We start from the raw sequence: 17,668 nt of genomic DNA on the forward strand, positions 1-17,668 counted from the left end.
TGAATATGAATGACTGGTTTTTAGACAGGTGCCCTTCAATAGACGAGGATGTGGCCAAGTTGGCGCAACAACGACAACTGCAACTGACCAAACCACCCGGATCCCTGGGTCGTTTGGAGCAGGTTGCGGTGGCGTTATCGTCAATGCAATCGAACATAGCGCCGGCGGTGGACAATGTTGAAATCGCTATATTCGCTGGAGACCATGGCGTCGCCAATGAGGGTGTCAGCGCGTTCCCTCAGGCGGTTACCGGGGAAATGGTAAAAAACTTTGTTAGCGGCGGTGCCGCCATCAGTGTTATCGCAAAACAGATTGGCGCCGGATTAACCGTAGTCAATGCCGGCACCATTAGCAAAGAAGATTTTGGTGCGCCGGTGATAGATCGACCGATTGCTCATGGCACTGATAATATTGCGATACAGCCGGCGATGACAAACCCGCAATGTATGGCGGCGCTGGCGTTGGGGAAAAGTATTATTGACGAATATACTGGCAATATTGAATTGGTTATTGGTGGCGAAATGGGAATCGGCAATACCACCTCAGCGACTGCGCTGGCGGCCGCCTTTGGAATTTCCGCGGCCGCAAAATTAGTTGGTCCTGGAACCGGATTGGACCGTCAGGGGGTTTCCCATAAACTGAAAATCATCGAAAAAGCATTGATGCGCCTGCAACAAACCCAGCAGCCACCACAACCACAAAATCCGCAACAGCCACAACAGCCCATCGCTTTATTAACCGAATTGGGTGGTTTTGAGATTGTTGCCCTGGTCGGTTTTTATATCCGCGCGGCACAGCGCGGTATTACTATTCTGGTTGATGGCTTTATATCTACAATTGCGGCATTTGCAGCATGCCAAATTAATACCGGAGTCAGGCAGTGGATGCTTTTTTCTCATGACTCTGCCGAACCCGGTCATCAGTTGGTATTACGATCTTTATCGGCGCAACCCTTGCTTTCGCTGGGAATGAGATTAGGAGAGGGCAGCGGTGCGGCGGTAGCGGTAAACTTACTGAGATGTGCATGCGCTTTGCAAAACGGCATGGCAACTTTTGCCGAGGCCGGGGTCCCGGATGGTTAAGGTAGATGGCCCGGGCAGATGACCAGGGCAAATGACTGGGCGGATGAATAACGACATAAACCGCACAGAAGTTGATTTGTTGCGGCACGGCGAGCATGTTCTCGGAGACGTGATTTGCGGGGCCACCGATCCGAAGTTATCAGAAACAGGATGGCGGCAGTTACATAATCAGTGTGCGAGGCTGGTTAAACAGGGGGCTCAGTGGGATGTCTGTATCACTTCGCCACGTAAACGTTGCGCCGAATTTGCCGAACACTTGAGTCAGCGTCTTGCTATCGACTGTGTCATTGAGGATGGATTCTCGGAAGTTAATTTCGGACAATGGGAAGGTTGGTCATACAATGAAATAGCAAATACCTATCCAGGGCAGTGGCAATCCTGGTTAGAGCAACCGACCAGGCCGGCCCCGCACGGCGGCGATCAATACGGAGAATTTCTGGATCGTATCCATCAATCCTGGGTCGCGCTGATCAATCGGTGCAAAGGCAAACGAATATTATTGGTCATTCACGGCGGGGTTACCCGGGCAATTTTCGCCAGCGTTTTCGATCTCAATCCAGGTACGCTTTTTCGATTTCGCGTGCCTCACGCTTGCCATAGTCGAATCATTGCTTATCACCAGGCAAATGCCGCAGACTGGTTCCAGCTCGACTCCCACAATTCGAGTTCTCCATGATGAAGTCGATGATGAATTCTTTCTTGTGCGCCGCTAAATTCCTGACCCGCCTGCCGTTGGGAAAAGAACTTGAACATCCGGCTGCACTGTCCGGCGATACGGTGGTCTGGTATGCGCCAGTGGGCATGCTCATCGGTATTTTGATGACTGCGATCGCCTGGTTTTTGTCGCAATGGATTCAACTGCCGCCATCCATAGTTGGGATTGTCGTGCTGATAACCTGGGTAGGCATTACTGGCGCGTTGCATCTGGACGGCTTGGCAGATTGTGGTGATGCCTGGATGGGCGGGCATACGGCCGAGCGAATGTTGGAGATTATGAAAGATACTTCCTGCGGCGTCGGTGCGATTGTGGCTGTAGCGCTTGTTCTATTGGTGAAGCTCAGCGCGTTGTCGGTATTGCTGGCGCAGGGTGATTGGATGCTATTGATTTTCCCGCCAGTGATTGCTCGCATTGCCTTGAGCATCGTTATTTGCTCAATGCCTTATATTCGATCTGAAGGCATTGGTTGGTCGTTGCAATCCAATGTATCAACCAAAGAGATTGGGATATCTGGATTGGTTTTGTCGCTGGTGCTTTGTATGGTTTCGTTTCAATCATTTATTATTGCAGCAATCGCGAGCGCAATCGCATTTTTGCTAATCTATCGATGTTTTATAAAGCCAGTTAAAGGCGCCACCGGAGATATTTACGGGGCTCTGGTCGAAACGGTAGAAGCGTTTGTGCTGGTTGGCTTGGTGGTCGGAAGCTAACAAGACGCTACACACTGCCGGGTCGAGCATCGAGCAAAATCAATCAGGTGTTTGAAGCGGCCACAATCGTATCGATAGAGGCGCCAAGCGTTGCGCTGAATTCAGAGTCAGATTGTTGTGCCGCCAGCCCTTCGGTTAGCGCTCGAGAAAAACTCGCGATCATGCCGTTATTCTGGCTCAGCTTCTGGTTTGCGTCTGCTCGACTGTATCCTCCAGAAAGTGCAACAACTTTTAGAACATTCGGGTGCCGGATACAGGATTGATAAAAATTCGCAGATTCCGGCAGGGTAAGTTTGAAAATTACATTTTCGTTTTCACTCAGCGTATCCAGATGGGTTAATAACTGATCTCGTAAAATATGTTCGGCTTGCGCTTTCTCGGGAGAGTTAATATCCACTTCAGGTTCAATGATTGGCACCAGCCCCTTGGCGATAATCTGCTTGCCAATTTCAAATTGTTGGGCGACAATTTCTTTGATGCCATCGGCATTTGCGAGTTTAATGACCGAGCGCATTTTCGTGCCAAAAATTCCGTTAGCGACAGCGCGGTTTAATAGCGCGTCGAGATCGGGCATGGGTTTCATCATCTGCACGCCATTTTCCTGGTCAGCCAGACCTTTATCCACTTTGAGTATTGGGATGATGTTTTTCTCTTCCCAAAGATAACGGCAGGTCGGTTTGCCCTGCACTTCCCGATCCATGGTGTTTTCAAACAAAATTGCTGCCAGAATCCTGTCCCCGGTAAAATTTTCATTGGTCATAATACGGGTGCGCATTTCGTGAACCTTGCCATACATTTCTTCATCCCCTGAATACTCGTTTTGGTTGACCCCATACATTGCAAGCGCCTTGGGAGTGCTACCGCCACTTTGGTCCAGGGCCGCGATAAATCCAGTGGAGTTTCTTACTTTTTCTAGCTGTTCAGTGGCTTGAGTCATGATTTTGAAGGAATAAATAGGTTTATGAAGTTGATTAAGATATAGAAGCTATTGTCCCAAAATTCTGGCGTTACGGCAAGAACGGCGATATCTAGGCCGGAGCCGCTGGACTATGCTGGCCGCTGGTGGATGCGGGGGTTTCGGGGGCTGTTTTTTGTGGTGTTGTATGCGCCCATCGTGGCACTGGTGGCGTTCAGTTTCAATGATTCGAAACGCAACATCGTGTGGCACGGCTTCACCACAAAATATTATCTCAAAGCGATGGAAAACGATTCGCTGATTTCCGCGTTCGTCAATTCGCTGACCATCGCCGTGGTCAACATGATCGTCAGCGTGATCCTCGGGGTGGCCGCTGCGGTGCTGCTGTGGCGCTTTCGTTTTCCGTTTCGCTTTGCCGCCGACGGACTGTTGTTCCTGCCCATCGTCATCCCGGAAATCTGCATGGGGGTCGCCATGCTGGTGTTCTTCAATCAATGGTGGCCGCTCAGCTTGGGTAACATTATGATCGCCCACATCACCTTCACCTTGTCGCTGGACGATTTTGTTATCACCTACTTCACCGCCGGTCCGAACAGCATCACGCTACCGGTCAAAATCAACGCCATGGTGCGTTTTCGGTCACCCCCGAAGTCAACGCTGCATCCACCATGCTCATCGTCATCACCATCGCCGTTTTGGCCATGCGATTCCAAAACGCCAAAATGAGGATGCGCCCAAAACAGGATGCGGCATGAAACCGTTGATAGAAATACGCAACCCAGGTAAAACTTTTGGCCGAGAAAAAGCGGTCAACGATGTTTCGCTGGACATTTACGACCAGGAATTTTTAATGAAAATCCGCCAGCAGCCACATTCCTCGCTATCCGCCCGGAAAAACTGTCTATCGCCACGGAAAAACCCGCGGGCGAGGGCATCCATTTTTGTGATGCGACCATAGAAAATATCGCATATTACGGCGGCGAGACCGTGCTTACGATGAAAACCGCGGCTGTTAATACAGCAGCCGGCACGACGCTCACCGTCACCATGCCTAACAGCCGCCGCAACGCCGCCGCTCCAGTAGCCGGTCAGCAGACGGTTGTGTGGTGGCGTACTGAGGATGTGATTACTTTGGACGGGTGATGGAAAAAGCAATTACGAATTAACGTACTGGAGCGTGGGAACGAGGGAATTACGCAGATTAAAGATGAGGAACCAGGCGATCATATAACGATACATCTGATTTTATTTGATTCGCTATATCAAATCACGATTATTAGGAATAAGTTCCTTAGATATAGATAATTGGCACGCAGTTTCTGATACATAAATGTTGGCCACAGTGCGTTTGTTATAAATATATCGGTGGTATACATCATCGCTTATGTGTTTTATTGCATGGTGTGTTCGTACTATTTTGAATTTATTGGAGAATCCGTAAGACCACAAACTTACAAACAAATCGGAACCGTTTGTATGCACAATATCAGGCTTAAAGTGCTCTACTATGTTTCTAAACTTTGCAATATTTCTAATAATGCTGGGCAGCTCTTTATGAACCTTTGCAGGAAAATCACAAGGATATAAGTTTGGGTAGTTTTTATCTGTTAAGTACCGATAGAGTCGTGACCGTTCAGGACATGCAACCGCCACAATATGATTGGAATAATCTGCTATTTTCGTGAGCGCCTCAATATATGGGACGTGACCGCCACCACCAATTGGATGGAAATTTGTGATTAAAATTCGAGACATTGCATGTTTTTCTTTTTGGCAATCCGAGGACACAATACCCATTTTCTCATTTCCATGTTGGGGCGTGGGAACGAATAAGAAAGGAGGATTTTTAATTTTACCTTGTTGCCAGCCACAACAGATTGATGTCGTCCTGCGCGATGTTATCCCGTTTACCCCAACCTTCAAGCTCAAGCAGTTTCTGTTTTTCCGCATTTGCAGTCTGCCTGTTCCAGGCGTTGATGGCGTATTTGAGATAGTCCAAGCCCCAGATTAATTTTGAATTCTCAGTCGCGTGCTGCAGGGTTTTAAGTTTTTTAACGGCGGCTTTTATCAAATCGGGATAGACCAAATCGCGGTATCCTTTGCGCTCCAGTTTTTCCCAGTTGGGGGAATGCGCGAGCCATCGCGTGAGCGTTCTTAACAAATTTGGAAATGCCAAATAAAAGCTGCCCACGCCTAAATAGGGTTCAAGGGTCAGAACTTTGTGGGTTAAATGGCCCGGCATAAACAGGGTTTGGCCAGTTCCGATTGTAAACCAGCACGCGCTTTGCAGCGATAAGTATGTTTCCACATCGAATGCGCATTTACCCGCAATTTTTTGTCGGTCCAAATCTTCCAACCCGTTGGCAATGCCTTCGTTGGTGTCCCAGGCAAGCCACAATTTCTTGCCGGTGAAACAGTGATTGCTGCCATCGGAATCATCGGAATGGGAATCAGAGAATCCGGCTCGGCTGCTGACTACCAGGGTCATCATTTCCAGCCAGGCGGTATGCTCAGTTGAGCAGGGATAAAGATTAAATTGGCTTAGACGTTTCGCATCGATAACATTTTCAATCAGGGTGTCCCTAAAATGCAAATCCGTTACATTGATGTTGGCTTTTTTTCGTCGCCATTTTTCTGCAAGTTCGCTAATGGTAAAATATTTCCACGCCCCTTTTTTCCCGGATTTTGTGCGGATGCGATCCTGAATGTCGGAATGGTAAAGTGTATCCAGGATTAGAGCGGTTGGGTTGGTTAAATTTCTCTGTCTGGCCGTTCTGAGTGGAGATGGAAAATCCTCGAAAATAGATATTTTGCCAGTTGCCATATTTTTAAACAGGCGGTTGCGATTATATTTCCCGGCTTCTATCGCCAGACCGGATAATTTCGGCAATGAGCGCGGTTTTATCGAGAGCGTGGGATCAATATTCTGTGCGGTGCGAAATAACCGTGAAATTTCCCTGGGTGAAATCATCGGCAATGATCAACCCTGAATGCCGGAATGATTTTTGATGCGGTGTGATTTATTTTGTCGGTCCAGCCACCGGCTTTTTGTCGGTTGGCAATCTCCAGCGCTTTATCGAGATAAGACCTTGGGTCGTCCGGGTGATTGTTGGGGTGATTTTTCTGGTAATTATTCTGGCCGTCGGCGACGCCGCCACTGGTCTCACTGCGAGTGGTCAAGGCGAGTTCAGCTTTAAGACGATATAATTCCGCCTGATAAAACAATTCCTCATTCTTGCGACTCAATGTCAAGGCGCGTTCCAGAGATTCTTGTGCAGCACGATAGTCACCCAGAGAAATTTGTATTTCTGCGGCCATGCCAAGCAGATAGGTCAAATCGATTTCTTCTTTGGATTCGAATAATGCATTGGTGGCTTGAACCACTTGTTCCAGTGCCAGTGAATCCTGATCGATGCTGGCAATGGCAAGGTTTTGGAAAAGCAGCCCGCGATTGATGAACATGTGCTGTCCACGATCGCGAGCTAGGTCGATGACTTCTTCGCTATATTCCCGTACAGCAACCGTGTCCCCGAGCAGCATTTGGGTAAAGCAACTGTTGCTTAACGCCGATGCCGTGGCGTAATCCGATTCCTGGCGCGCGCTTTCGATTGCCTGGTTACACAGCGCCTTCGCGGATTTCTTATCGCCGATAAAGAACTTAACATAGGATAGATAATCCAGGGTCATGCTGGGATAACAATTAAGCCCGGTTACTTCATATCCGGTTATGGCAGATCCTTTGGTGTCGAGTGCGGATTCCAGATGTTGCTGCGCGGTGACGAATTCACCCAATACACAATAGGCCATGCCCAGCACCTGATGTCCGCTGACTTTTGCAGCAAGGTGATCATTGTCGATACCGATATCCAGAATGGTTTGTGCAGGAATCAATGATTTTCGAATCATGCCGGCGTTGAAGGTAATGCCGAATTCCCAATCCAGCGCATCAATTTCCTTTTCAATGTTATTCATCTGCTGCGCGATCGACACTGCGTTACGAAAGGAGGTATGCGCTTCCTCGGAGACAGCGCCTAAAGCGGCATTCAAAGCGCGCCCTCTGGTCACATATAGTCGATAGATCTGATTCAGGCTGGTGCTGGATTGGTCAATTTCAAGTAGATGAGAAACCGCATTATCGAGCAGCTCGACGGCCTCAATAGTCGCGCCGGAATTGAACGCGGTTTCTCCAGCGTCCAGCCAATGATCAAATGCGTTTTTGTCATCTCCGGCCTGGCCATAATGGTAAGCGGTTACTTGCTTGCCTGATGCCGAGCCGGATTTCTCAGGCTGAGAAAGATAGTTGGCGATCATGCCGTGAATGTTTCGTCGATTTTTCTTGAGCAGACTTTCGTAGGCCGCATCTCTCAACAGGGCGTGTCGAAATAGAAACTTGGAATCTAACATGCTTGATTGGTAAACAATGTTTTGATTAACAAGATTTTCAAGTCCTGATTCAACGGCTTCATCCGTCTGTTCACAAATATGGCGCAGTAACGGTTTCTCGAATGAGTTGCCAATGACAGAAGCACACTGCACCAGATGCTTTGCTTCGCCTAACCTGTCCAGCATTGAAAGCAAAGAAGCTTGTAGTGTGTCTGGAACACGTATGGATTGGTTGGCGTTCGATCCAGCTTGACCATTGCGGGGATAATTCCGGGGTTTATTGCGGGCGTCCAACATGACTTTGGTGACTTCCTCAATGAATAGGGGTATTCCTGCGCTCTTGTCGCTGATGCTCTGAATTATCGTCTCATCTAACCCGGTGTTTTTTGATATTTCTCCAATCAACCGCTGCGATTGTTGGACGGTTAATTTGGTCAGCGAAAGATTTGTAACATGGGATTGAACGTAATACAAAGGTTTATCCAAGTATGTTTTATCCAGGCGGGATTTATCCGGGCGCTGACTCAAAAGCAGCATTATCGAATGAGCATGATTTCTGTTTACCAGCAAATCTAAAACTTTCAGCGTTGTAGGGTCAATCCAGTGAGTATCTTCCACAACGAAAAATACCGGTTCGCTTTCAGATAATTTAATGACAAAGTTTATTAAGCTCTCCTGTGCCAATTGCAATTGGCGCTGCGGGTCGGTATCGGAAAACCGGGTATTGTCGTCCACCTGCAGTGCAATCAACGAGGTAATGGTATGCAAAAAGTTTTCGTCAAATTTATATTTCTCCAACACTAATTGTTTGAGTTTCAAATACTGAGCTTGCTCATCGTCGTCGGGCAAAATCCTGGATTCCCGCATCAAGTTTGCAAGATAGGGATACAGGGGACTCTGGGAATGATAGAGCGAGCAATAGAATCTCAATAATTGATGCGGTTCATTTATTTGCTCAAGCAAGGCCTCAATTAGCCGGGTTTTGCCTATCCCGGCTTCGCCGGACAGCATTACCACTTGTCCTTCATTTTTGCATGCTCGGCGCCAGCGCGAAGTCAGTAAAATCAGTTCTTCTTCTCGACCGATTAGCGGCGTTAGTTGTTTGCGTCGTTTCCCGTGAAAACGTTGTTCGATGAGGCGTTTCTGTTGCACCTGCCAGATTTGGACAGGCTCAACATAACCCTTTATTGATTTTTCGCCCAAGTCAATAAATTCAAATGTGTTGACGATGAGTCTATGTGTATCGGGTGCAACTACAATGGCATTTGGTGTAGCCAGATACTGTAGTCTTGTTGCCAAATGGGGTGCTTCACCGACTACCGCATTTTCCTTGATTGTGTCGCTGCCGATGGTTTCAACGACCACCCGTCCTGTGGCGACTCCAATTCTGACTGACAGGGTTAGGCCATCTGACAAGGTAAAAATCTTGTTTAATTGATTCACCCGGCGGGTAAGTTCCAGCCCGGCCCATATCGCACGCTCGGCATCATCTTCCCGGGCTACGGGGTATCCAAAATAGGCAAGCACACCGTCGCCCATGTAACGGGCCACATATCCGTCAAATTTCTTTATTGCTTCGGCGCAGGCCGTTTGATAAGCCCGGTTAAGATCGTGCATGTCCTCAATATCAAGCCCAGCCGCTATCCTGGTCGAATCCACAAGATCGCAAAATATTAACGTCATATACCGCCGTTCCGGATCAATATTACCTGCAATCGGATCGGGTGATGGGGCAGCAGGCGATGGTGTTGATAAATGGTCGTTTATGCCGTCAGCATTATTTTTTAATATTCTGAACGCTTTTAGAATTTTTTTACGATGCCCGAGAGATACGTTTAGTGCTTTAAGATCAATTTCCGAAAGCTCGCCGAGGATGTCCATATCGATGTCATTTGCTTCGAAGCTTTCAGCGTATTGCTCCAGTCCAAGCCCTGATAGCCACTTATTGATATTTGACATGCGTTGAATAGATTAAATACAGCCTAGTTAAATTATTATCCGGTTAAATTATTATTTTCAGTATCCATGAGAATGCAGAAACGGTTCAACCAAATATTTTTCGTTTAATCGGTCTAATAAGTTATTAGATATTTTTAAATCTTCAGAAATTGTGTTCACTGCCTTTTTATCCGCTGCATTGCTTATAATCTAACTTTTGTGTTGCAATCAAGTCAAACAACTTCATACTGCTGATTTATGTAGTTACATTATTAATGACGATTATATATTATGCCTAACCCACTGCCAAAAACAGCTACTGATCAGTTGCTAGAGCGTATTTGAAGATACAATCAAGAAAATTTACCAAGTGAATTTGATGCTAAACGTATTTCTACGTGAAGCAGCCAAAATTAAGAAAGTAAATGCCGCTGAAGGCTGGATGGTTTCAGGAATTATTTAGGGTCATGACAACTTAAGCGGCTCTTTTCTAAACATCCCCAGCAATATTTTGTACAAGTCACCCTCTTTATTATTGAACCGGAACTCGCATTCCTTGAGGTGCAGTTCAAACAGGTTTTTATTCATGCCCCTGAACTTGAACAGCCTGGTTTTAGCATAGCCCCAAAAAGACTCTATGCCGTTAATATGGGCGTTGCCCCTGGCGAATTCATGGTTGCCATGATGCGCCCTGAAATGCTTTTTATAACCAAAACCCACCAAGCCATTATACCCTATGAATTATGCTGATGCTCTAAGGCTACCTGGAAGATTTGAGCAAGCCCATAATTTAACACTGCTGTCCCATTAACTTTCACAGCAGCGAGTTAATGTAGGCCGGTTCCACTCACCATTTTAATATCAAAAGCAGTGACCTTGCTTGCTTGAATTTATTTTTCTAGATCGGGATTTGGATGTACATTGATAGTAAACGGGTTGCGTAATTACGCTAAACTCAAAGGTAATATGCCCACCATTAACTTCATACTTGCTGACGGTACAGAACATGCTATTGACGGAGAAGTCGGTACGCCGGTTATGTATCTTGCCAAAAGAAATGAACTTTCAGGCATACTGGCGGAGTGCGGCGGCATGTGTTGTTGCGCAACCTGCCATGTGCATATCGACCCACGGTGGATTTCCAAGTTACCAAAAATGGAGGATGACGAACAGGAAACGCTGGAATTCGCGGAAGGGGTGGATGATATGAGTCGGTTAAGTTGTCAAATTAAAATTACGGACGAAATGGATGGGCTGATTGTGCATGTGCCAGAATTCCAGTATTGCGCCGCCGCAAAAAATGAACCGTAAAATGAACGGTAAGTCGTGGTTTGCGGTAAATTACCCTACAATAGGCAATCGTAATTCACCATTCACTTTGCGCCTGAACCCGAAGCCGAATCCAAGTTGAGCACTCAATCTCCTTTGTGGCAGCCGTCATCGCAATCAGTTGCGAACAGCAACCTTACCGCATTCATAGATTGGGTATCAAAAACCAATACATCGGTAACAGACTATGATTCTCTTTACCAATGGAGCGTGGAATCGAGCGCTCAGTTTTGGGCTGCGGTCTGGGCGTTTTCTGGAGTCATCAGCAGCCAACATTGGGATACTGTGCTAACCAATCCCAAGGCCATGCCGGGTGCGGAATGGTTTAACGGGGCGCGGTTAAACTTTGCGGAAAATCTGCTTAAATTTCGAGACGATAAAATTGCGATTGTGTTTCAGGGGGAGTTTCGTGGGGAGAGTCACACTGGAAAAGATCAAACTGGAGAAAATCAGATCGTTCGTGAAATGACATATTCCGATTTATACAAGGAAGTGGCTCGGTGTGTGGAGTTATTGAAGTCTCTGGGCGTAATACAGGGAGACCGTGTCGCCGGTTATATGTCGAACACGCCAGAAACGGTCATTGCCTTGCTGGCGACCGCCAGTATCGGTGCTATCTGGTCGTCCTGTTCCCCGGATTTTGGCGTCGAGGAAGTGTCGGAGCGGTTTGCCCAAATTCAGCCAAAAGTATTGTTCGCCGTCGATGGGTATCATTATAACGGCAAAAGTATTGACGTACTGGACTCTGTGAAATTGGTTGTTGAAAAAATACCCAGTATAGACAAAGTCATTATTGTTCCGTTTTTGAACCCGCTTTTAAATCCATTGGCCGAGGTCAATAACATTCGGATCAACAAAATTCGGGATGTGATGATGTACGATGATTTTGAAACAGACAAGAAAGAAGTTGATTTCGCCCAGTTGCCGTTTGATCACCCCTTGTACATATTGTATTCATCGGGCACTACTGGTAAGCCAAAGTGTATTGTTCACTCTGCCGGAGGGACGTTATTACAGCATTTAAAAGAACATCAACTTCATACCGATATCAAGCGCGACGACAAGTTGTTTTACTTTACCACCTGCGGCTGGATGATGTGGAATTGGCTGGTTAGCGGACTCGCCAGCGGATGCACCATAGTGCTTTACGATGGCTCACCGTTTTATCCGAGCAAAAACAGCATGTGGGATTTTGTTGATAAATTAGGGATAACAGTTTTCGGTACCAGCGCCCGGTTTATCGCCGCTTGCGCGAAAAATCAGGTAAAACCGAAAGAAAGATCAAAACTTCCGACATTGCGCGGGATTCTCTCGACCGGGTCGCCATTGGCAGCAGAGAGTTTTGACTATGTTTATCAGCACGTTAAACAGGATTTAATGCTGTCTTCAATATCCGGGGGAACGGATATCGTTTCATGTTTCGTACTTGGATGTCCGTTGCGCCCGGTTTATCGTGGCGAAATTCAATCCAGAGGATTAGGGATGGCGGTGGATGTGTACGAGCATGGCAAGCCAGTTCGAGGGAAACGTGGGGAGTTGGTTTGTACAAAACCATTTCCGAGTATGCCTTTGGGGTTTTGGAATGAAGCGGATAATCAACGCTATCATGCAGCCTATTTCGCACGCTTTGACAATGTTTGGATGCAGGGAGATTATGCTGAAATTACACCGAACGATGGGTTAATCATCTATGGTCGATCCGATGCGGTATTGAACCCCGGCGGGGTTCGAATAGGCACCGCGGAAATTTATCGCCAGGTCGAGAAAGTGGATGAGGTGCTTGAAAGTTTATGTATCGCTCAGCAATGGGAAGGCGATGTCCGAGTTGTGCTGTTTGTACTGTTGCGCGATAACCTTGAATTAACCGATGAATTAAAAGCGAAAATTCGTCAGACTATTCAAGACAATGCAACCCGCCGCCATGTCCCGAAAAAAATTGTCGCCGTTGCCGATATTCCAAGAACTTTGAGCGGCAAAATTGTAGAATTAGCGGTGCGCAATATTGTTCATGGACATGACGTGAAAAATACCCATGCATTGGCAAACCCGGAGGCGCTGGAAAACTTTCGGGATATAAAGGAATTGCAGGAACAATAAAAATCAGGGTCATTGGATGTCGCTGGTGGGTGTTGCTAGTTTAAGCCTACTCGGGTTCATTTATGATTGATTAAAGTGTTATTTCCAATACCGGAAATATCTTGGGAGTTAAATTTTGAATAAGAAAGAAGTTGTTATTGTGAGTGGTGTTCGTACTGCCGTTGGAACCTTCGGCGGCAGTTTGAAAAACCATACGCCGGCCCAGCTTGGCGCGGCGGTCGTAGCGGAATCGGTCAGGCGCGCGGGGATTGATGCGGACGCCGTCGGCCACTGCGTGATTGGCAATGTTATTCATACCGAAGCCCAGGATATGTATATTTCCAGGGTCGTGGCGCTTAACGGTGGATTGCATCATAACACCCCCGCAGTGACCGTTAATCGATTGTGCGGTAGCGGCATGCAAGCGATCATCACCGCGGCACAGCAGATCGAATTGGGAATATGCCACACCGCCGTTGCTGGCGGTGTTGAAGTGATGAGCAAGGGTGGATACCTCGCCACTGGCGCACGATTTGGCAACCGCCTGGGCGATGGCAAGTTAATCGACATGATGCTGGCAGCGCTGCATTGCCCCATAGAACATTGTCATATGGGGATTACCGCGGAAAATATTGCGGAAAAATGGAGTATAAGCCGAGAGCAACAGGATGTGTTTTCGTTAACCAGTCACCAGCGCGCACAAAATGCCATACAGCGGGGTTATTTCAAATCTCAAATATTGCCCATCGAGTTGCCCATCAAAGCAAGAGGAAAAAAGGGCGGCGCGTTAAAGGGAAACGGGTTTTTCGAGCAGGATGAGCATGTTCGATTCGATGCCAGGCTGGAAGACCTAGCGAAACTTAAACCAGTGTTCAAGGAAGACGGCATGGTCACGCCCGGAAATGCTTCGGGGATTAATGACGGGGCGGCGGCGATGGTTTTGATGGAGCGCGAGCGTTGTGAATCGAATGGGCTGACGCCGCGCGCTAAACTGGTTAAATATGCTTATGCCGGGGTTGAGCCAAAATACATGGGCATCGGTCCGGTGCCTGCGGTTAAAAATCTTTTTGAAGGCACGGATTTTACCGTCAAAGACATCGACCTGTGGGAAGTCAACGAAGCGTTTGCCGCCCAGGCGATTGCCGTGGCCCGGGAGCTCGACATTCCCGCAGAGAAACTCAATCCCAACGGCAGCGGTATTTCATTGGGGCATCCAGTTGGTGCGACCGGTGTCATCATTTCCGAAAAAGCGATTTCAGAACTTGAACGTACTGGCGGACGTTATGCGGTAGTCACCATGTGTATCGGTGGTGGACAGGGCATTGCCGCATTGTTTGAAAGAGAAGGTTAGATGTTTACCTAGCCGAAGATAAACGTCAGAGGCATGAAAATTGATTTGCCGCATCCAGTTGCAGGCACCGTGCTTGGGGTTGCCAATCCGTTGCAATTTTCTAAAACAGAAATTGAATAGATAAAAACGCCGCCCATTTATGATGCTGATACCAAAGAAGTGCTTAATGATGTTTTGAGGTATAATGCTGCGCAATTGGAATAACTAAAAGACTTGAACGTTATTTGAATGACACCCTTAAAGTGTCAAGACAGAAATCCATAGGCTTTTGAAATGAACGATAGAGTGGTATTGACCAGCAATGGCGCCAGCGAATTGCGCGCCGAGTTAATGAGATTGAAAAGTTTTGATCGCCCGAATGTTATCGCCGCTATTGCGGAAGCAAGATCGCACGGTGACTTGTCGGAGAATGCGGAATACGATGCCGCCAAAGAACAACAGGGTTTTATAGAAGGGCGTATCGCGGAGCTTGAATCCAGCCTGTCCATAGCAGAAATAATTAACCCGGTCAAAATTGCCCAGGAAGGAAAGGTCGTGTTCGGCGCCTATGTGGATTTATACGATACCGAGCAAGATAGCAATGTGAGTTATCAATTGGTCGGTAATCTGGAAGCTGATCTTAACAAAGGGCGTATCTCCATCAGTTCCCCAATCGGAAAGGCGTTAATTGGAAAACATGTTGACGATCAAGTCGAAGTCATCGCGCCGGGCGGAAAACGAATTTACGAAATTATCAGCGTGGCCTATAAATAGCGTTCCGCAGATTTCATTTCACAGACGGCAATTGTCCTGAGTGTTGGAGGCAAGTAGAACAATGGCAAACGAAAGAAAAACTGAAGCAATAGCGCGAAAACATTTTGAAAATTTTACCGATTATATTGAGATAGAAGAACAAATCTCGGACAATCCAAAAATTAACAAATTGTTAAAATTCGCTTCCAAAAAAGGAGGTGGCACGGGCTATCCTGAGTTTATACTTACTTATAAAGAAAATCCTGATTTGCTAATTGTTGTTGAATGTAAAGCAAGTACGGCAAAGCATGAAAGCGGAGATAGGGATAAATATTCAGAATACGCCGTTGATGGAGCATTGCTTTACGCCTCTTATTTGTCAAAAGGTTTCGATGTCTTAGCGATTGCCATAAGCGGTGAAACGAAACAGTCTTTAAGGGTTTCTCATTATCTGCATTTAAAAGGCGAGAAAAAAGCAATCTCCATTTTTGCTGATAAACTTTTAAATGCGGAATATTATTTAAACGGATACTTAAAAAGCCCTGAAAAATTCAGGCAGGATTATAATGCTCTTTTAGTGTTCACTAAAGAACTCAATGAAAAATTACATACTTACAAGATATTAGAAAGTCAAAGAAGTTTACTGATTAGCGCAATTTTAATCGCCTTGGAAAATACTGCTTTTAAAAGATCATATGCTTCACATAAAACCTCTCAAAATCTCGCCGATTCACTTGTTAAAATCGTTGCGGATGAGCTAGAAAGCCAGGATATCACAGGAAATAAATTACAAAACTTGAAAATTCAATTCGGGTTTATACAAACTGACACATCTTTATCCAAAACCGACAAAATACTAAAGGAAACGATTGATGATATTGATGAAAATATAAATAATTTCATTAAAACCCATAAATACTTTGATATTTTAGGGCAACTTTATATTGAGTTTCTACGGTATGCCAATAGCGACAAAGGACTTGGAATTGTTCTAACTCCCCCGCACATCACAGAACTTTTTTCTGATTTAGCTCAGGTTAATAAACACTCAATTATCTATGATAATTGTACTGGAACGGGCGGGTTTTTGATCAGCGCGATGAAAACAATGATCGCTGACGCTAAAGGCGACGAAGAAAAAATTGCAGAGATAAAATTTAAACAACTAATAGGAACTGAATATCAAGCACATATTTTTGCCTTGTCAATTTCTAATATGTATGTGCATCAAGATGGAAAAACAAACATTATAAATGATAGTTGTTTTAATCAATCGGTTATAAATAAAGTCAAAGAAAAGAAACCCACCGTTGGCTTTCTAAATCCACCGTACAAATCGAATAAAAAAACTGATACAGATGAACTGGAGTTTATTTTAAATAATTTGGAATGCTTGGTTGATGGTGGAACTTGCATTGCAATTGTGCCAATGCAAAGTGCATTAGCGCAAAAAGGCAAAATTTTAGAATTAAAAAAGAGACTCTTAGAAAAACATACTCTTGAAGCAGTGTTATCCATGCCTGATGAATTGTTTTTTAATTCTAAAGTATCGGTTGTTTCTTGTGTCATGATTTTCACTGCCCACCGACCACACCTATATCACAAAGAAACTTATTTTGGCTATTACAAAACTGATGGATTTGTAAAAAGAAAAGGCAAAGGCAGAATTGATGTCTATGGATGCTGGCAGTCCACAAAAGAAAAGTGGCTTGCAAACTATGTCAATAGAAAAGATGAACCTGGTTTTTGCGTAAAAAAAACAGTGACAAATAAAATGGAGTGGGCCGCAGAGTCTTATATGGAAACAAATTACTCTGAGTTGAAAGAAACTTTTTTCATAAAGACATTATTAGGTTATGTTACCTATTTATTAGGAAATGGTTTGGTTAATCAAGTCAATAGAAAACCGTTTTTAATAAAAAATATTGAATTAAATATTGAAAATTGGAAATATTTTAAATTATCTGAAATCTTTAAAATCACGGGAAGCAAAACAACCCCGCTGTTAGAACTGGAAGAATACGGAAAAGGGAAATATCCTTATGTGACTACGCAAGCAACAAATAACGGCATTGAAGGATTTTATGATTTTTATACTGAATACGGAGGATGCCTGACCATTGACAGCGCTGTTCTGGGATATTGCGCTTATCAAGAACTGCCTTTCTCAGCGAGCGACCATGTTGAAAAATTAGTCCCTAATTTTGAAATGAATAAATATGTAGCAATGTTTTTAGTGACAATTTTAAATTTAGAACAGTATAGATACAATTACGGCAGAAAATGCAGTCAAACAAGAATGAAAGAAATAAACATAAAACTGCCAACCAAAAACAAAAAACCAGATTTCGAATTTATGGATCAGCGCATTAAATCAATGCCTTACTCATCATCATTGAGTGTGCGCACATAACAAGGCGCAGTGCTCGGACA

General features: G+C 45.5%; 14 protein-coding genes and 2 pseudogenes. 11 read left to right on the top strand and 5 right to left on the bottom strand.

Features of this window, described 5'->3' with window-relative positions; all coding sequences use genetic code 11:
- Positions 1-5: 5 nt before the first annotated feature.
- Genes cobT through cobS form a run of 3 tightly spaced genes read left to right on the top strand, consistent with a single transcriptional unit; the run spans position 6 to position 2,510 of the window.
- On the top strand, positions 6-1,082 hold the full coding sequence (gene cobT, locus ACPXXB_RS04210) for a nicotinate-nucleotide--dimethylbenzimidazole phosphoribosyltransferase (protein WP_423909722.1): 1,077 nt from the start codon (positions 6-8) through the stop codon (positions 1,080-1,082).
- Positions 1,083-1,125: 43 nt separating this feature from the next.
- Positions 1,126-1,758 carry a histidine phosphatase family protein gene (locus ACPXXB_RS04215; protein ID WP_423909725.1) on the top strand — a complete coding sequence of 211 codons (633 nt, stop codon included), beginning with the start codon at positions 1,126-1,128 and terminating at the stop codon, positions 1,756-1,758.
- Complete coding sequence (cobS, locus tag ACPXXB_RS04220; protein ID WP_423909727.1) at positions 1,755-2,510, top strand: adenosylcobinamide-GDP ribazoletransferase; 756 nt, start codon at positions 1,755-1,757, stop codon at positions 2,508-2,510. The genes ACPXXB_RS04215 and cobS overlap by 4 nt, the downstream gene beginning before the upstream one ends.
- Before the next feature lie 43 nt (positions 2,511-2,553).
- On the opposite strand, the gene ACPXXB_RS04225 is transcribed toward cobS, so the two are convergent.
- On the bottom strand, positions 2,554-3,450 hold the full coding sequence (locus ACPXXB_RS04225) for a fructose bisphosphate aldolase (protein WP_423910941.1): 897 nt from the start codon (positions 3,448-3,450) through the stop codon (positions 2,554-2,556).
- A 126-nt stretch (positions 3,451-3,576) separates the two neighbouring features.
- Here ACPXXB_RS04225 and ACPXXB_RS04230 point away from each other — a divergent pair.
- The 3 genes and pseudogenes from ACPXXB_RS04230 (at position 3,577) to ACPXXB_RS04240 (ending at position 4,569) form a co-directional block, all read left to right on the top strand.
- Positions 3,577-4,181: pseudogene (locus tag ACPXXB_RS04230) on the top strand (ABC transporter permease).
- A complete protein-coding gene (locus ACPXXB_RS04235) occupies positions 4,178-4,384 on the top strand; it encodes a hypothetical protein (RefSeq protein WP_423909730.1) in 207 nt (68 codons plus the stop codon). Before ACPXXB_RS04230 ends, ACPXXB_RS04235 begins: the two are co-directional and overlap by 4 nt.
- Positions 4,360-4,569, top strand: coding sequence for a TOBE domain-containing protein (locus ACPXXB_RS04240; protein WP_423910943.1), 210 nt, complete (start codon positions 4,360-4,362; stop codon positions 4,567-4,569). Before ACPXXB_RS04235 ends, ACPXXB_RS04240 begins: the two co-directional genes overlap by 25 nt.
- Positions 4,570-4,683: 114 nt before the next feature.
- Here ACPXXB_RS04240 and ACPXXB_RS04245 read toward each other — a convergent pair whose 3' ends face one another.
- The 4 genes and pseudogenes from ACPXXB_RS04245 to ACPXXB_RS04260 all read right to left on the bottom strand — a co-directional run.
- Positions 4,684-5,223: a glycosyltransferase gene (locus ACPXXB_RS04245; RefSeq protein WP_423909732.1), complete on the bottom strand. Its 540-nt coding sequence runs from the start codon at positions 5,221-5,223 to the stop codon at positions 4,684-4,686.
- Between the two features lie 55 nt (positions 5,224-5,278).
- Positions 5,279-6,397, bottom strand: a complete 1,119-nt coding sequence (locus ACPXXB_RS04250; protein WP_423909735.1) for a hypothetical protein — start codon at positions 6,395-6,397, stop codon at positions 5,279-5,281.
- Positions 6,394-9,768, bottom strand: coding sequence for an AAA family ATPase (locus tag ACPXXB_RS04255; protein WP_423909737.1), 3,375 nt, complete (start codon positions 9,766-9,768; stop codon positions 6,394-6,396). The genes ACPXXB_RS04250 and ACPXXB_RS04255 overlap by 4 nt, the downstream gene beginning before the upstream one ends.
- A 444-nt stretch (positions 9,769-10,212) precedes the next feature.
- Positions 10,213-10,479: pseudogene (locus tag ACPXXB_RS04260) on the bottom strand (IS1595 family transposase); the annotation flags it as partial.
- A gap of 234 nt (positions 10,480-10,713) precedes the next feature.
- Between ACPXXB_RS04260 and ACPXXB_RS04265 the strand changes: the two are divergent.
- The 5 genes from ACPXXB_RS04265 (at position 10,714) to ACPXXB_RS04285 (ending at position 17,648) form a co-directional block, all read left to right on the top strand.
- Entirely contained in the window at positions 10,714-11,058 is a 345-nt protein-coding gene (locus ACPXXB_RS04265) for a 2Fe-2S iron-sulfur cluster-binding protein (RefSeq protein ID WP_423909740.1), read from the top strand.
- A gap of 96 nt (positions 11,059-11,154) precedes the next feature.
- On the top strand, positions 11,155-13,173 hold the full coding sequence (locus ACPXXB_RS04270; RefSeq protein ID WP_423909743.1) for an acetoacetate--CoA ligase: 2,019 nt from the start codon (positions 11,155-11,157) through the stop codon (positions 13,171-13,173).
- A 115-nt stretch (positions 13,174-13,288) separates the two neighbouring features.
- Positions 13,289-14,503: a beta-ketothiolase BktB gene (gene bktB, locus ACPXXB_RS04275; RefSeq protein WP_423909746.1), complete on the top strand. Its 1,215-nt coding sequence runs from the start codon at positions 13,289-13,291 to the stop codon at positions 14,501-14,503.
- A 273-nt stretch (positions 14,504-14,776) separates the two neighbouring features.
- Positions 14,777-15,256, top strand: a complete 480-nt coding sequence (greA, locus tag ACPXXB_RS04280) for a transcription elongation factor GreA (protein ID WP_423909749.1) — start codon at positions 14,777-14,779, stop codon at positions 15,254-15,256.
- A 61-nt stretch (positions 15,257-15,317) separates the two neighbouring features.
- Positions 15,318-17,648 carry an N-6 DNA methylase gene (locus tag ACPXXB_RS04285; protein ID WP_423909751.1) on the top strand — a complete coding sequence of 777 codons (2,331 nt, stop codon included), beginning with the start codon at positions 15,318-15,320 and terminating at the stop codon, positions 17,646-17,648.
- Positions 17,649-17,668: the final 20 nt, after the last annotated feature.

This window comes from Candidatus Spongiihabitans sp. (assembly GCF_965237845.1).
Lineage (GTDB): Bacteria > Pseudomonadota > Gammaproteobacteria > Arenicellales > Poriferihabitantaceae > Spongiihabitans.

What these genes read in the sequence shown, in the direction of transcription:
- cobT (WP_423909722.1), top strand. Translation starts at nt 6, where the DNA reads ATGAATGACTGGTTTTTAGACAGGTGCCCTTCAATAGACGAGGATGTG.
- ACPXXB_RS04215 (WP_423909725.1), top strand. Translation starts at nt 1,126, where the DNA reads ATGAATAACGACATAAACCGCACAGAAGTTGATTTGTTGCGGCACGGC.
- cobS (WP_423909727.1), top strand. Translation starts at nt 1,755, where the DNA reads ATGATGAAGTCGATGATGAATTCTTTCTTGTGCGCCGCTAAATTCCTG.
- ACPXXB_RS04235 (WP_423909730.1), top strand. Translation starts at nt 4,178, where the DNA reads ATGAAACCGTTGATAGAAATACGCAACCCAGGTAAAACTTTTGGCCGA.
- ACPXXB_RS04245 (WP_423909732.1), bottom strand. Translation starts at nt 5,223, where the DNA reads ATGGGTATTGTGTCCTCGGATTGCCAAAAAGAAAAACATGCAATGTCT.
- ACPXXB_RS04250 (WP_423909735.1), bottom strand. Translation starts at nt 6,397, where the DNA reads ATGATTTCACCCAGGGAAATTTCACGGTTATTTCGCACCGCACAGAAT.
- ACPXXB_RS04255 (WP_423909737.1), bottom strand. Translation starts at nt 9,768, where the DNA reads ATGTCAAATATCAATAAGTGGCTATCAGGGCTTGGACTGGAGCAATAC.
- ACPXXB_RS04265 (WP_423909740.1), top strand. Translation starts at nt 10,714, where the DNA reads ATGCCCACCATTAACTTCATACTTGCTGACGGTACAGAACATGCTATT.
- greA (WP_423909749.1), top strand. Translation starts at nt 14,777, where the DNA reads ATGAACGATAGAGTGGTATTGACCAGCAATGGCGCCAGCGAATTGCGC.
- ACPXXB_RS04285 (WP_423909751.1), top strand. Translation starts at nt 15,318, where the DNA reads ATGGCAAACGAAAGAAAAACTGAAGCAATAGCGCGAAAACATTTTGAA.